Origin of the sequence: Streptomyces rhizoryzae, assembly GCF_023155275.1 — a bacterium.
Lineage (GTDB): Bacteria > Actinomycetota > Actinomycetes > Streptomycetales > Streptomycetaceae > Streptomyces > Streptomyces rhizoryzae.
This window is the reverse complement of record NZ_JALMUV010000009.1, coordinates 68,601-82,059: the sequence shown is the minus strand read 5'-3', so window position 1 is coordinate 82,059 and position 13,459 is coordinate 68,601. Positions and strand designations below refer to the sequence as shown.

Below are 13,459 nucleotides of genomic sequence, written 5' to 3'. Positions count from 1 at the left end.
AGGAGCCGTCACCATGACGCAGCTTTCGCCTGCCCGGAAACCGGCCGCGGGGGCCACCCCCCAGGAGCCCACCGCCGCGCCCGCCAAGGACAACCCCAAGGCCCTCTACGGAGGGACCCGGTCGCGGCGGGTCACGGTCCGCGACATCGCCGCCGCCAAGGAGCGCGGCGAGAAGTGGCCGATGCTCACCGCCTACGACGCGATGACCGCCTCGGTCTTCGACGAGGCCGGGATCCCGGTGCTGCTCGTCGGCGACTCGATGGGCAACTGCCACCTCGGCTACGAGTCCACCGTGCCGGTCACGCTGGACGAGATCGCGATGCTGTCCGCGGCGGTGGTCCGCGGCACCGAGCGCGCCCTGGTCGTCGCCGACCTGCCGTTCGGCTCGTACCAGGAAGGCCCCGTGCAGGCGCTGCGCAGCGCCACCCGGCTGGTCAAGGAGGCCGGGGTGGGCGCGGTGAAGCTGGAGGGCGGTGAGCGCTCCGCGCACCAGGTGGAGCTGCTGGTCTCCTCCGGCATCCCGGTGATGGCGCACGTCGGCCTGACCCCGCAGTCGGTGCACGCCTTCGGCGGCTACCCGGTCCAGGGCCGCGGTGAGGAGGCCGCACAGCAGCTGCTGCGGGACGCCAAGGCGGTGCAGGACGCCGGGGCGTTCTCGGTGGTCCTGGAGGCGGTGCCGGCCGAGCTGGCCGCCGAGGTGACCCGTTCGCTGCACATCCCCACCGTCGGCATCGGCGCCGGGGCGGAGTGCGACGCGCAGGTGCTGGTGTGGACCGACATGGCGGGCTTCACCGCGGGCCGGGTGCCGCGCTTCGTCAAGCAGTACCTCGACCTGCGGGCGCTGCTGGGCGGCGCGGCCCGGGAGTTCGCGCAGGACGTGGTGGGCGGCGCCTTCCCGGCCGCGGAGCACTCCTTCCGCTGAGCCCCGCCCGGCGGGCCGCCGGCGGCCGGTCCTTCCCGGCTGTCGGCGGCCTGTCGGTGCGCTGTCGGTGGCGTCGGGCACCTTGGAGGGCATGACGCGACAGACGATATCCACCGGGGGCGGCAACGCCGTGGAGGTGCGGGGTCTGGTCAAGCACTTCGGCGACGTCCGGGCCGTCGACGGGGTGGACCTGGACGTACCGGAGGGCACCGTGCTGGGGGTGCTGGGCCCCAACGGCGCCGGCAAGACCACGCTCGTCCGCTGCCTGTCCACCCTCCTGGTGCCGGACGCCGGCCGCGCCGTGGTGGCCGGCTGCGACGTGGTGCGCCAGCCGCGCGCGCTGCGCCGCAGGATCGGCCTGACCGGGCAGTACGCCTCGGTCGACGAGAAGCTCTCCGGCTGGGAGAACCTCTACATGATCGGCCGGCTGCTGGACCTCTCCCGCAAGGCCGCCCGGACCCGCGCCGACGAGATGCTGGAGCGGTTCTCGCTCACCGAGGCCGCCCGGCGGCCGGCCGGCAAGTACTCCGGCGGGATGCGCCGCCGGCTCGACCTGGCCGCCTCGATGATCGGCCGGCCGGCGGTCCTCTATCTGGACGAGCCGACCACCGGCCTGGACCCCCGCACCCGCAACGAGGTCTGGGAGGAGGTCCGGCGGATGGTCCGCGACGGCGCCACGGTCCTGCTGACCACCCAGTACATGGAAGAGGCCGAGCAGCTCGCCGACGGGCTGGCGGTCATCGACCGCGGCCGGGTGATCGCCGAGGGCCGGATCGAGGAACTGAAGGCCAAGGTGGGCGGGCGCACCCTCCAGATCCGCCCGGCCGATCCGGCCGAGCTGGAGCGGATGGCGGACGCCGTCGCCCGGGCCGGGCTGGACGGCGTCGCCGGGGCCACCGCCGACCGCGACGAGGGCGTGGTCAACGTCCCCATCGTCAGCGACGAGCAGCTGACCGCGGTGGTCGCGGTGCTCGGTGCCCGGGGCTTCGCGCTGGCCGGTATCAGCACCCATCTGCCCAGCCTGGACGAGGTGTTCCTGGCCCTGACGGGGCAGAAGACCTCCGGCGGGGCGGACTCCCCGGCCGGGGACGGCGGGCCGGAGGGGCCCGGCGCGCGCGAGGAGCGGTACGCGGAGGTGGGGGCATGAGCACCGCGACCATCCCGGCCGCCGGCGAGGGGCGGATCGGCCTGCGGGCCAACCTCCGGCACATCGGCGCGCTGGCCCGGCGCAACCTGATGCAGATCAGGCACGACCCTGAGACCCTGTTCGACGCGCTGCTGATGCCCGTCGTGTTCATCCTGCTGTTCGTCTACGTCTTCGGCGGCGCGATCGCCGGCGACCAGCAGACGTACGTCCAGTACCTGGTGCCCGGCATGATGGCGATGATGGGCATGAACATCGCCATGGCGGTGGGCAGCGGCGTCAACGAGGACTTCCGCAAGGGGGTGATGGACCGCTTCCGGACGATGCCGATCGCCCGCTCCTCGGTCCTGATCGCCAAGATCGTGGTGGAGCTCGGCCGGATGCTGCTGGCCACCGCGATCCTGCTGGGGATGGGGCTGCTGCTGGGCCTGGAGATCCGCGGCTCGCTGGTGGCGCTGGCCGGCGCGGTGGCGCTGTCCACGGTGTTCGGCGCCGCGCTGATGTGGATCTTCGTCCTGCTGGGGCTGAGCGTGCGGACGCCGCAGGCGGTGCAGGGGCTGGCGATGCTGGTGCTGATGCCGCTCCAGTTCGGCTCGTCGATCTTCGCGCCGACCGCGTCGATGCCCGGCTGGCTGGAGGGCTTCACCCGGATCAACCCGCTGTCCAACCTCGCCGACGCGGCCCGCGCACTGATCAACGGCCATGGCGCGGTGGCCCATCCGGTGCTGATCACGCTCGTCTGGACGGTCGTCATCACCGCCGTCACCATGCCGCTGGCGGTACGGAAGTTCCGCTCCAAGACCTGACGCACCGCCCGCGGGGGGCCTCCCCGCGGGCGGTCACCGCCCGCCCGGCGCGTCAGAGGAGGGCGGCGGCCTCGTCCAGCGAGAGCGCGCCGCCCTCGGCCAGGGCCGCCGCGAAGTCCGGCCCGGCCAGCAGCTCCCGGGCCGCCGCCTCGGTCCGTGCCCGGTCCGCGCGCACGATCCGCGGCGCGACCTGCGCCACCGTCCGCAGCGCGTCGTAGGCGCCGATCAGCCGGGCCGCGTCCCGCGCCGCGTCCGCGCCGCGCACCGCCAGCAGCACCCGGGCGCCGGTGAGCAGCTGCGTCACCGGCAGGTCCGGCGCGACCAGCGTGGCCAGCGGGTCCCGGGTCAACTCCAGCGCCCGGCGCATCCGCGGCAGCAGGTCCGGGCCGCCGCACCCCTCGTCCACGTCCAGCGAGACCAGCGAGGCGTCCAGCAGCCCGAGGAAGAGGCCCGGGCCGCGGGCGGCGAACGCGGCGCGGACCGCGAGGAGTTCACGGCGGGCCTCCTGGCTGCGCCCGGCCAGCGTCAGCGCCATGGCGAGCGCCATCCGGGTGAAGGCCACCGCGTCCCGGCCGCTGTTGCGGCCCTCCGCCTCGGCCAGCACCTCGCGCAGCATCCGCTCGCCCTCGTCCGCCCGGCCGGCCTCGACCATGACGGCGCCCAGCCGGGCCCGCAGCAGCAGCGCCTGGCCGTGCGCGCCCAGCTCCTCGGCGTGCACCATGGCGGCCCGGATGTCGCGGGCCGCGCTGTCGTAGTCGCCGCGCTTCTCGGCGGTCTCGCCGCGTCCGGCCAGTGCCTCGGCGGCGCCCCAGGAGTCGCCCAGCCGCAGGAAGACGCCCAGCGCCTCGTCGGCGTCCCGGGCGGCCAGGTCCAGCCCGCCGGGGCGGTCGTTGAGGAGCTTGGAGCGCATCTGGAGGGCGTAGGCCAGCTCCCACTCGTAACCGAAGCCGCGGCAGGCGGCGACCGCGCCGTCGACCAGCTCCGCCAGCTCCTCCCACCGGCCGTTGATCATCGCCGCGAAGTACCACAGCACCCCGGGCACCTTGCACAGCTGCGGCATCCCGCCCCGGTAGGCGGCCATCGCGCCGGCCAGCTCCTCCTGCACGCGGGGGCTGCGCAACGCCTCCAGGTCGCTGTCCTGGCTGGAGAGCGCCACCAGGCGGACCTCCCGGCGGGCCTCCAGCAGCTGCTCGGGCGGCATCGGCGGGGGCGCGTCGATGGGCCGCTCATACAGGTCGGGGGCCGGTTCGACGGGGTGGGCGAAGGGGTTGGGGCCGAGCGCGGCGGCGGCCGGGGCCCAGGTGCGGGTGTCGCCGCTGTGGTCGCGCAGCGACCAGAACCACTGGAGGGAGAGCACCAGGCACAGCGCCTCCTGCTCGTCCCCGGCGGCGAGGGCCCGGCGCAGCGCGGTGCGCAGGTTGTCGTGCTCCAGCTCCAGCCGGTCGATCGCGGCGCGCTGCCCGGCGCCGCGCAGCAACGGGTCGGTGGTGCGGGCCAGTTCGCGGTAGGCGGCCAGGTGGCGGCGTTCGGCGGCGGCCCGCTCGCCGGCCTCGTCCAGCCGCTCCCCGGCGTACTCGGCCACCGTCTCCAGCAGCCGGTAGCGCATCTGCGCCCCGGTGCCGGCCGGGGCGGCCACCACCAGCGACTTGTCGACCAGCGAGCCGAGCAGTCCGGCGACCTCGTACGGCGCGACGCCGTCGCCGGCGCAGACCTCCTCGGCGGCGGCCAGGTCGCAGCCGCCGGCGAAGACCGACAGCCGCCGCAGCACGGCCCGTTCGGGCTCGCCGGTGAGGTCCCAGGACCAGTCCACCACCGCGCGCAGGGTCTGCTGGCGCGGCAGGAGCGTGCGGCTGCCGCTGGTCAGCAGCCGAAAGCGGTCGTCGAGCCGGTCCGCGATCTGACGGGGCGTCATCATGCGGAGCCGGGCGGCGGCGAGTTCCAGGGCCAGCGGCAGGCCGTCCAGCCGGCGGCAGATCTCCGCGCAGGCCGCGGCGGTCCCCTCATCGGCGTCGGTCCGGAAGCCGGGGCGGGCGGCGGCCCCCCGCTCGGCGAGCAGCCGCAGCGCCACCGGCTCGGGCAGCGGCTCCACCGGCCGCACCACCTCGCCCGGTACGGCCAGCGGCTCCCGGCTGGTGGCCAGGACCGTCACGCCCGGGCAGGCGGTCAGCAGCCGCTCGGTCAGCTCCGCGGCGGCGCCGATCACATGCTCGCAGTTGTCCAGCACCAGCAGCATCCGGCGGCCGGCGCAGTGCTCGGCGAGCCGGGCGTACGGGTCGCGGGCGGCGGCGTCGGAGGCGGCCCGCAGCCCCTCGGCGGTGCTGCCGCGGACCACCGTCTCGCGCGCCCCGAGCGCGGTCAGCACCGCCTCCGGGACGGTCCGCGGGTCGTCCACCGGGGCCAGCTCGGCCAGCCAGACGCCGTGCGGCCAGGCGTCCGGCCGCGCCGCCGCGGCGCTCTCGGCGCCCTCCTGCGACAGCCGGGTCTTGCCGGCGCCGCCCGGGCCCAGCAGCGTCACCAGCCGGTGCGCGGCCAGGTCGGCGCGGAGCGCGGCCAGATCCTGCTCCCGGCCGACGAACGAGGTGAGCCGGGCCGGGAGGTTGCCGGGCCGGGCGGGCACGGCGGCCGGCGGCGGGGCGGGGGCGGGCGCCGCCGGGAGGTCCGGGCCGCCGGGCAGGTCCGGGCCGCCGGGCAGGTCCGGCCGCAGCAGCTCGGCGTGCAGGGCGCGCAGCTCCGGACCCGGGTCGGCGCCCAGGCGCTCGGCGAGACCGGCGCGTATCCCCTCGTACGCGGCCAGCGCCTCGGCGGTCCGGCCGGCGGCCCGCAGGGCGCGCAACCGCAGCGCCTGGAGGGGCTCGTCCAGCGGGTGGTCCTGGCAGAGCGCGGCCAGGGTGGGCAGCGCCCGGTCGGCCCGCCCGAGCGCGAGGTCGGCGGCGAGGCGGTGGCGCTGGGCGTCCAGCCGGCGGCTCTCGGCGCGGGCCGCCTCGGCCAGGGCGTCCGGCAGGTCGGCCAGCGCCGGGCCGCGCCACAGGCCCAGCGCCTCGTCCAGCAGCGCCGCGGCCCGGGCCGGCTCGGCGGCGTCCAGCGCCCGGCCGCCCTCCGCCGCCAGCCGCTCGAAGCGGTACAGGTCCACCGCGTCCGGCTCGGCGCACAGCAGGTAGCCGCCGTCGGCGGAGGCGATCGCGGCGCGGCCCAGGGCCCGGCGCAGCCGGCCGACCAGCGCCTGGAGGGCTCCGGGCGCGTCGGCCGGCGGGTCCATCCCCCAGACGTCGGCGATCAGGGCGTCCGCGGACAGCGCCCGGCCGGGCCGCAGCGCGAGCGCGGCGAGCAGGGCGCGCAGCCGGGCGCCGCCGAGCGCGACGGGGGTGCCGTCGGCGCGGCCGGCCCGGGTGGTGCCGAGAATTCCGTAACGCACCGGCCCATTGTCCGGCACCGGCGGAACTCCCGGCGTACCGAGCGGCGTTTCCGGGTACGGGCGTATCCCGCGCCCCCGAGCACCTGGAGCCCCGCCGCGATGACCACCGCCCTCCCGCGCACCGACCGCCGTGTCAGCCCGGTCTTCCTCGCGCTCACCGCCGTGCTGGCGGTCTCCGGCTGGGCCGTGTGGAGCGGCGCCCTGGCCGCGCGGGCCGGGATCGCGGTGTTCCTGTTCGTCACGTCCGGGTGGGTGGTGTCGCTGTGCCTGCACGAGTACGCGCACGCCCGCACCGCCCTGCACGCCGGGGACCACACGGTCGGCGCGAAGGGCTACCTCAGCCTCAACCCGTTCGTCTACTCGCACGCCCTGCTCAGCGTCGTGCTGCCGGTGCTGTTCCTGCTCATGGGCGGGATCGGGCTGCCGGGCGGCGCGGTGTTCATCGAGCGCGACCGGATCCCGGGCCGGGTGCGGCACAGCCTGGTGTCGGCGGCCGGGCCGCTGACCAACGTGCTGTTCGCGGTGGTGGTCAGCGCGCCGTTCTGGCTCCACGCGACGGACGGCGTCCCCCTCGCGTTCCGGTCCGCGCTGGCGTTCCTGGCGCTGCTCCAGGTGACCGCGGCCCTCCTGAACTTCCTGCCGGTGCCGGGCCTGGACGGCTACGGCGTGCTGGCGCCGTGGCTGCCGGAGGGCGTCCGGCGGCAGGTGGCGCCGCTCGCGCCGTTCGGGCTGCTGGCGGTGTTCGTGCTGCTGTGGACGCCGGAGGTCGGCGACGCGTTCTTCTCGCTGGTGCGCTCCGTGCTGGCCGGACTGGGCGTCCCGGCCCTGGACACCTCGCTGGGCCGGGAGCTCTTCCGCTTCTGGGAGGGCGGCCCGCAGTTGTAGCCGGGCGCGCCGGGGCGTCAGCCGGCGGCGGCCGCGCGGCGGGCCCGCTCCAGCTTGGCCTTGCGGACGTAGAACCACGCCATGTTGCTGGAGATGCCGGCCAGCAGCACCCAGACGATGCCGACGAAGCTGCCCTCGACGAAGGACACCACCGCCGCGGCGACGGCGAGCACGCAGACGGCGAGGGCGAGGACGGCGAGGCGCCGGTCCGGTCCGGGCGGGGGCAAGGAGGGCATGGGGTCGGCTCCTGTCGGGTCGTGCGGTCGCCTCCCAGTGTCCCTTATGCCCGCGGCGCCCCCGCCGCCCCCTCCCCCGCTCCGGGTGTCCGGGTCCGCCGCCGCGGCTCAGACGTCGGTGACCCGCAGCCCGGCGTGCGCCTTGTAGCGGCGGTTGACCGAGATCAGGTTGGCGACCAGGGACTCGACCTGGTGGGCGTTGCGCAGCCGGCCGGCGAAGACCCCGCGCATCCCGGGGATGCGGGCGGCCAGCGCCTGGACGGTGTCGGTGTCGGCGCGGCGCTCGCCCAGCACCATCACGTCGGTGTCGATCTCGGCGACCTCCGGGTCCTGGAGCAGGACCGCGGAGAGGTGGTGGAAGGCGGCGGTGACCCGGGACTCCGGCAGCAGGGCGGCGGCCTGCTCGGCGGCGCTGCCCTCCGCCGGCTTCAGCGCGTAGGCGCCCTTCTTGTCGAAGCCGAGCGGGTTGACGCAGTCGATGACGAGCTTGCCGGCCAGCTCCTCGCGGAGCGCCTGGAGGGTCTTGGCGTGGCCCTCCCAGGGCACCGCGACGATCACCGCGTCGCTGCGCCGGGCGCAGTCGGCGTTGGCGGCGCCCTCGACGCCCAGGCCGCCCAGCTGGGGGTCGGCGGCGGCGGCCCGCGCCCGCTCCTCGGCCCGGGAGCCGATGATCACCTTGTGGCCGGCCTGGGCGAACCGGTAGGCCAGCCCGCGGCCCTGGTCGCCGGTGCCGCCCAGGACGCCGATCACCAGCCCGGAGACGTCGGGGAGGTCCCAGGGGTCCTTGGCGGCCGGCTTGGCGGCGTCGGCCGGGGCGGCCGGCGAGGAGGCGGGCGGGGTCGCAGCAGCGTCGGAAGAAGTCATGACAGCGATACTGTCACGCCCGGGGCGGGGGCCGCCGTGCGGTCACGCCTTGACCCCGCCGTCGGTCAGCCCGGTGCGCCCGTACCGCTGGAGGACGGCCATCAGCACCATCAGCGGCAGGACGGACAGCAGCGCGCCGCCGACCGTGTACTGGTAGAGCACCGGCTGCCGGTCGGCGTAGCCGAGCCAGGTGGTCAGCCCCAACTGGACCGGGTGGAGCCGGGAGTCGGAGAGCATCACCAGCGGCAGGAAGTAGTTGTTCCAGATGTGCACGAAGCGGAGGTGAGCGGGCGCAGCACCATCGGCTCGGCGAACAGCTGGAGGGTGCCGATGATGCTGAAGACGGTGGTGAGCACCAGCGCCGGGCGGAGCGGCGGCAGTTGGACGTGCCGGGCCACCTGCCGGGCGTTCACCCCGTCGAGCCGCGCCGCCTCGTACAGCTCGGCCGGGACGGACTTCAGCTGGGCGACCGGTACCAGCACGGTGTAGCCGGTGAACTGCCGGACGGCGATGTTGGCGAGGGACCACAGCACGCTGCCGCGGGAGAGGAAGTCGACCTGCCGACCGGCCGCCCGGGCAAGGTGGACGAGCGGGCTGAGGCCGGGCACGTAGAGGAAGCCCCACAGGATCGAGGCGATCACCCCGGGCACCCCGTAGGGCAGGAAGAACGCGGCGCGGAAGAAGGCGGTCCAGCGGGCGGCGGCGCTCTCCGGGAGCAGCGCCAGGACGGTGGCCAGGACGGTCATCAGCGGGATCTGGACGGCGCCGAAGAGCAGCACCCGGCCGAAGCCGGCCAGGAACCGGTCGTCGGCGAGCGCCCGCGCGTAGTTCGCCGGGCCCGCGAAGACCTCCTGCTGCCGGCCCTGGCCGAGCGGCCCGGTGCGGTGGGTGCGGTGGAGGCCGGTCCACACCGCGTGGCAGAGCGGGGCGAGGTAGCAGAGCGCGAAGAGGGCCAGGAAGGGCAGCAGGAAGCCGGCCGCGGCCCGGCCGGGGCGGCGCCCGGCGGCGGCCCTCATGCGCCGGCCTCCGCCGCCAGGCCCCGGTCGCGCAGGTCCTCGACGGTCTGCCGCTGCACCGCGGCCAGCACCGAGCGGAACGAGCCGCCGTCGGCCAGCGCGTCGCCGAAGGCGTCCCCGAGGCGCTGGTAGAGGGCGTCCACGCCCGGCCCCCACCGCCAGCCGGTGTCCACGTGCGCCCGGCGTCGGCGAAGACCGCGCTGTACGCCTGGCCGCCGAAGAAGTCCCGGTCCGCGTCGAGGGCGGTGAGGTCGTAGCCCGTCCGGGCGCCGGGGAAGCCGTAGCCGCTCTTGATCAGCAGGGCGAGGGACTCCGGGGCGGTGTTGAGCCAGACCGCGAAGTCCAGCGCGTCCCTGGGGCAGCGGGGCGGCCCGCCACTTCCCCCGGGTGCCGGGGGCGTTGCCGGCCAGCAGGGCGTCGCCCCAACTGGCGCCGATCCAGGCCGGGATGGCGCCGGTCTGGATGTCCTTGTACCAGGCGTCGCGGCGGTCCGGGACGGTCTTGACGAGCCGCTGCCGGACCAGGGCCTCCCAAAAGTCGGCGACCGCGCGGGTGGGCGGGTCGTCGAGGTGCACGATCCAGGTGTGGCCGCGGGTGGTGTACCAGCGGGCGCCGGCCTGCCAGGCCAGGCCCGCGAAGCGGTTGCCGTTGGCGGGGGCGAAGGTCTCGATCCAGGCGCCGTGCCGGCGGACCTCCCGCGCGGCGGCGTACTCGTCCCAGGTCCGCGGTACCCGCACCCCCCACCGGTCGAAGAGGTCCTGCCGGACGAACAGCCCCATCGGCCCGCCGGCCTGCGGGATGGCGTAGACACCGGGGCCCGGGCACGCCTGCCGCCACTGCCAGGCGGCGAACCGGTCGCGGTAGCGGGCGGCGCCCGGCGGGGCGAGGTCGCGCAACCCGTTGGCCAGGAGGAACGCGGGGAGCACCGGGTACTCGATCTGGCCCAGGTCGGGCGGGTTGCCCGCGGCGATCGCGGCGTGCATCTTGGCGTACTGCTCGCCGTTGACCGCCGACACCTTCTCGACCCGCACCCGGACCTCGGGGTGGGTGCGGTTCCACAGGTCCACCGGGGCGTCGATGCCCGGCACCCAGGACCAGAAGCTGAGGGTGATGCGCTGGCCCCGCCGCCGTTCCCGGGGGCCGCCGCCGTCCGCGCCGCCGCAGCCGGCCAGGGCGAGTCCGGCCGCGGCCGCCCCGCCCAGGACCGTGCGCCGGCGGGCGCCCTCGCGCGCGGTGCCGCCGCCGGGCGCGCCCGGTCATGCCGGCTCCGCCAGGGGGATCCGGGAGCGGGCGCACCGCCCGGTCCCGGCCCGGTACGGCACTGAGGTCGCGTAGAGCGCGCAGGTCACGGGTCACCCCCACCACGGGAGGACGTAGGACGTCCCTCGTCCTGCGGACGACAGGGAGCGCCCAACGGGCCGTCAAGGCACGGCACCTGGCGGTCTTCCGGGTCGGCAACGGCCCGGCCGACGCCGGGTGACATCCCGGTGAACGGGACGCGCCCGGCCACCCGGCCCCGTCAGGGCGTCAGCCGCCGCCGGATGCCGTCGAAGTGGCGGTGCATCGCCGCCTCGGCCCGCCCGGCGTCGCCCGCCTCCAGCGCGTCCACGATCTCCTGGTGCTGGCGGTAGGTCAGCTCCGGGTCGGGGCGGCCGTCGGCGAGGTCCTCGCGGACCCGGCGCAGCGCCGCCCAGAAGGCGTCCAGCACCTCGCTCAGCAGGTGGTTGCCGAGCGAGCGGTACAGCGCGAGGTGGAAGGCCCGGTCGGTGGCGCTGAGCACCTCACCGCCGCGCGCCTCCTCGGCCATCCGCTGCACCAGCCCCTTGAGGACGGCGAGATCCGCCTCCGGCAGCCCGCGCGCCACCGTGCCGATCAGTCCCGCCTCCAGCGCCTCCCGGACCTCCATCAGCTCGTACAGGCTGGACTCCCCCTGCTGGTGGCGGACCGCGGCCCGGAAGGCGACGCCCTCCACGAACGGCTCCAGGCCGAGCGCGCCGACGTACGTGCCGAAGCCGTGCCGGATCTCCACGATGCGCATCGCCTGGAGCGCCTTGAGCGCCTCCCGCACGGAGTTGCGGCTGACGTCGAGCAGGACGACCAGCTCGGCCTCGGTGGGCAGCGGATCGCCCGTGGTCAGGCCGCGGTCCAGGATCAGCTGCTTGATCCGCGCCTGGACGTCCTCGGCCATCGTCCCTCGCGCCATCCCCATCGCCCCTCTTCCTCGCCCGCGCCTCGCCCGCCGGACCCCGTCCGGCCCGCCCGGGCGCGGGAATCCTTGACCCGGTACCCGCGCGCATGCCTATTGTGACCGCGATATCAGACATCCCATGTCAGATATCCCAGCTCAGAGCCGCCTTTGGAGGCCCCCATGGCACTCCCCGCCCCGCTGCACGGCGTCATCCCCCCGGTCTGCACCCCGCTCGACCCGCACGGCGAGGTGGACACCGCCTCGCTGACCCGCCTGGTCTGCCGGCTCCTCGACGCCGGTGTCCACGGCCTGTTCGCCCTCGGATCCACCGGCGAGGCCGCCTACCTGACCAACCATCAGCGCGCGACCGTCCTGGAGACGGTGGTCACCGCCGCCGCCGGCCGGGTCCCGGTGCTGGCCGGTGTCATCGACACCACCACCGCCCGCGTCCTGGAGCACGCCCGGAGCGCCGCCGCGCTCGGCGCCGACGCCCTGGTCGCCACCGCACCCTTCTACACCCGCACCCATCCGCGCGAGACCGCCGCCCACTTCCGCCACCTGCGCACCGCCACCGGCCTGCCGCTGATCGCGTACGACATCCCGGCCGCCGTGCACAGCAAACTGGCGCCGGCCCTGGTCCGCGAACTGGCCGAGGACGGCACGCTCGCCGGACTCAAGGACTCCAGCGGCGACGACGGCACACTGCGCCGGCTGCTGGTGGACCTCGGCGGCCGCACCGGCCGCAGCACCGGCCCGGCTCCCGGCTTCGCCGTCCTGACCGGCTCCGAACTCACCACCGACGCGGCCCTGCTGGCGGGCGCGGACGGTGTCGTCCCCGGCCTCGGCAACGTCGATCCGGCGGGCTACGTCCGGCTCTACGAGGCCGCGCGGGCCGGCGACTGGTCCCGGGCGGCCGCCGAGCAGGAGCGGCTGGTCTCCCTGCACCGGCTGACCGACACCGGCCCGGAGGCCGAGATGGGCCGCAGCTCCTCCGCGCTCGGCGGCTTCAAGGCGGCCCTGGAGCTGCTGGGCGTGATCACCCGCCGGGACACCGCCGCCCCGCAGATCCCGCTCGGCGAGGAGTCGCTCCAGGAGGTAGGACGTCGGCTGTCGGACGCCGGTCTCCGGCCGCCCTCCTGACCGTGCCCGGCGGTCCCGGGTACCGCCCGAACGGGTGACCCGCGTGGCGCCCGGCCCCCGCGGCCCCCGCCGGTGCGGCAGCATGCCGCGCCATGGATGCCGTACGCGTCACCCTGCTGCGTGAGGCCCTCGCCGGGACCGCGTGGATGGAGGCCACCCGCCGGTTCGCCGGTTCGCTGCGAACCGCGGTGGCCCCGCACGGCGGCGGTCTGCTGCTGGTCGGCAGCGCCGGCTACGAGCCCTGGCACCTGGCCGCCCACCTGGACGACGAGGCCGCCTGGTCGGGCCTGCCGGAGCTGTCGCCGACGCTGGTCCGGCACCGGGTGCCCGGCACGGCGCCCGCCCACCTGGCGATCGGCCTGGGCCGGCTGGCGGCCGCCGGGCGCGGTGCGACGCTGCTGGTCGTGACGCCGGAGGCGCCGGGCGCCGGGCTGCTGGAGCGGGTGCACGACGCCCGCCGGAACGGCGCCACGGTGCTCGCCCTGGACGCCGGCGACCGCGACCTGCACGCCCTGGCCCACGACGCCCTGACCGCCGCCCCGCCACCGTCCGGCGGCCTCCAAGCCCCACCGGACACCCAAGCCCCACCGGACACCCCGGCCGCCGCAAAGGCCCCGCACGCCCCGACTCCCCCGGGCCTCGACCCAGAAACCCCGGGCCTAGACCCCGTTACCCCGGGCCTCGACCCGGACACCCCGGGCCTCGACCTGGACACCGTCCAGCACCTGGTCAGCGCCGCCGCCGGGGAGAACGGCCGGCCCGCCGCGCGCCGCGGCCGCTTCCTCGACCGGCTGGCGCGCCTCGCCGAGGCCCTCGCGGCCCCGCCGCCCGCGCGCTGGTGAGCCG

At 76.3% G+C, this 13,459-nt stretch carries 13 protein-coding genes; 6 read left to right on the top strand and 7 right to left on the bottom strand.

All coding sequences use genetic code 11. The features are described from left to right. The first annotated feature begins 13 nt into the window (after window positions 1-13). The 3 genes from panB to MUU72_RS10400 all read left to right on the top strand — a co-directional run bounded on the left by panB (window position 14) and on the right by MUU72_RS10400 (window position 2,872). Complete coding sequence (gene panB / locus MUU72_RS10410) at window positions 14-922, top strand: 3-methyl-2-oxobutanoate hydroxymethyltransferase (protein WP_248012888.1); 909 nt, start codon at window positions 14-16, stop codon at window positions 920-922. Between the two features lie 91 nt (window positions 923-1,013). Beyond that, window positions 1,014-2,069, top strand: coding sequence for an ATP-binding cassette domain-containing protein (locus MUU72_RS10405; RefSeq protein WP_248012887.1), 1,056 nt, complete (start codon window positions 1,014-1,016; stop codon window positions 2,067-2,069). Continuing rightward, entirely contained in the window at window positions 2,066-2,872 is an 807-nt protein-coding gene (locus MUU72_RS10400) for an ABC transporter permease (RefSeq protein ID WP_248012886.1), read from the top strand. Before MUU72_RS10405 ends, MUU72_RS10400 begins: the two co-directional genes overlap by 4 nt. Before the next feature lie 52 nt (window positions 2,873-2,924). Here MUU72_RS10400 and MUU72_RS10395 read toward each other — a convergent pair whose 3' ends face one another. Continuing rightward, window positions 2,925-6,284, bottom strand: coding sequence for an AfsR/SARP family transcriptional regulator (locus tag MUU72_RS10395; RefSeq protein WP_248012885.1), 3,360 nt, complete (start codon window positions 6,282-6,284; stop codon window positions 2,925-2,927). A 99-nt stretch (window positions 6,285-6,383) separates the two neighbouring features. Between MUU72_RS10395 and MUU72_RS10390 the strand changes: the two genes are divergently transcribed. Further along, window positions 6,384-7,169 carry a site-2 protease family protein gene (locus MUU72_RS10390; protein WP_248012884.1) on the top strand — a complete coding sequence of 262 codons (786 nt, stop codon included), beginning with the start codon at window positions 6,384-6,386 and terminating at the stop codon, window positions 7,167-7,169. A 17-nt stretch (window positions 7,170-7,186) separates the two neighbouring features. On the opposite strand, the gene MUU72_RS10385 is transcribed toward MUU72_RS10390, so the two are convergent. From MUU72_RS10385 to MUU72_RS10360, 6 genes are all read right to left on the bottom strand, one after another. Then, window positions 7,187-7,405, bottom strand: a complete 219-nt coding sequence (locus MUU72_RS10385; protein WP_248012883.1) for a hypothetical protein — start codon at window positions 7,403-7,405, stop codon at window positions 7,187-7,189. Between the two features lie 108 nt (window positions 7,406-7,513). Beyond that, a complete protein-coding gene (gene npdG, locus MUU72_RS10380; protein ID WP_248012882.1) occupies window positions 7,514-8,269 on the bottom strand; it encodes an NADPH-dependent F420 reductase in 756 nt (251 codons plus the stop codon). 42 nt (window positions 8,270-8,311) lie between these two features. Next, complete coding sequence (locus MUU72_RS10375; RefSeq protein WP_372503059.1) at window positions 8,312-8,542, bottom strand: ABC transporter permease family protein; 231 nt, start codon at window positions 8,540-8,542, stop codon at window positions 8,312-8,314. After that, on the bottom strand, window positions 8,506-9,285 hold the full coding sequence (locus tag MUU72_RS10370) for a carbohydrate ABC transporter permease (RefSeq protein ID WP_248012881.1): 780 nt from the start codon (window positions 9,283-9,285) through the stop codon (window positions 8,506-8,508). Before MUU72_RS10370 ends, MUU72_RS10375 begins: the two co-directional genes overlap by 37 nt. Beyond that, window positions 9,282-10,373 carry an ABC transporter substrate-binding protein gene (locus tag MUU72_RS10365; protein WP_308403806.1) on the bottom strand — a complete coding sequence of 364 codons (1,092 nt, stop codon included), beginning with the start codon at window positions 10,371-10,373 and terminating at the stop codon, window positions 9,282-9,284. Before MUU72_RS10365 ends, MUU72_RS10370 begins: the two co-directional genes overlap by 4 nt. A gap of 431 nt (window positions 10,374-10,804) precedes the next feature. Beyond that, on the bottom strand, window positions 10,805-11,488 hold the full coding sequence (locus tag MUU72_RS10360) for a FadR/GntR family transcriptional regulator (RefSeq protein ID WP_248012968.1): 684 nt from the start codon (window positions 11,486-11,488) through the stop codon (window positions 10,805-10,807). 165 nt (window positions 11,489-11,653) lie between these two features. On the opposite strand from MUU72_RS10360, the gene MUU72_RS10355 reads away from it, so the two are divergent. Both MUU72_RS10355 and MUU72_RS10350 read left to right on the top strand, forming a co-directional pair. After that, the gene (locus MUU72_RS10355; protein WP_248012880.1) at window positions 11,654-12,613 is read left to right on the top strand and encodes a dihydrodipicolinate synthase family protein; all 960 of its coding nucleotides are present in this window, start codon (window positions 11,654-11,656) and stop codon (window positions 12,611-12,613) included. Between the two features lie 92 nt (window positions 12,614-12,705). After that, a complete protein-coding gene (locus MUU72_RS10350; protein WP_248012879.1) occupies window positions 12,706-13,455 on the top strand; it encodes a hypothetical protein in 750 nt (249 codons plus the stop codon). Window positions 13,456-13,459 lie beyond the last annotated feature (4 nt).

Excerpts from the sequence above, each read along its gene's own strand:
- panB (WP_248012888.1), top strand. The coding sequence starts at position 14 with ATGACGCAGCTTTCGCCTGCCCGGAAACCGGCCGCGGGGGCCACCCCC.
- MUU72_RS10405 (WP_248012887.1), top strand. The coding sequence starts at position 1,014 with ATGACGCGACAGACGATATCCACCGGGGGCGGCAACGCCGTGGAGGTG.
- MUU72_RS10400 (WP_248012886.1), top strand. The coding sequence starts at position 2,066 with ATGAGCACCGCGACCATCCCGGCCGCCGGCGAGGGGCGGATCGGCCTG.
- MUU72_RS10390 (WP_248012884.1), top strand. The coding sequence starts at position 6,384 with ATGACCACCGCCCTCCCGCGCACCGACCGCCGTGTCAGCCCGGTCTTC.
- MUU72_RS10385 (WP_248012883.1), bottom strand. The coding sequence starts at position 7,405 with ATGCCCTCCTTGCCCCCGCCCGGACCGGACCGGCGCCTCGCCGTCCTC.
- npdG (WP_248012882.1), bottom strand. The coding sequence starts at position 8,269 with ATGACTTCTTCCGACGCTGCTGCGACCCCGCCCGCCTCCTCGCCGGCC.
- MUU72_RS10370 (WP_248012881.1), bottom strand. The coding sequence starts at position 9,285 with ATGAGGGCCGCCGCCGGGCGCCGCCCCGGCCGGGCCGCGGCCGGCTTC.
- MUU72_RS10360 (WP_248012968.1), bottom strand. The coding sequence starts at position 11,488 with ATGGCGCGAGGGACGATGGCCGAGGACGTCCAGGCGCGGATCAAGCAG.
- MUU72_RS10355 (WP_248012880.1), top strand. The coding sequence starts at position 11,654 with ATGGCACTCCCCGCCCCGCTGCACGGCGTCATCCCCCCGGTCTGCACC.
- MUU72_RS10350 (WP_248012879.1), top strand. The coding sequence starts at position 12,706 with ATGGATGCCGTACGCGTCACCCTGCTGCGTGAGGCCCTCGCCGGGACC.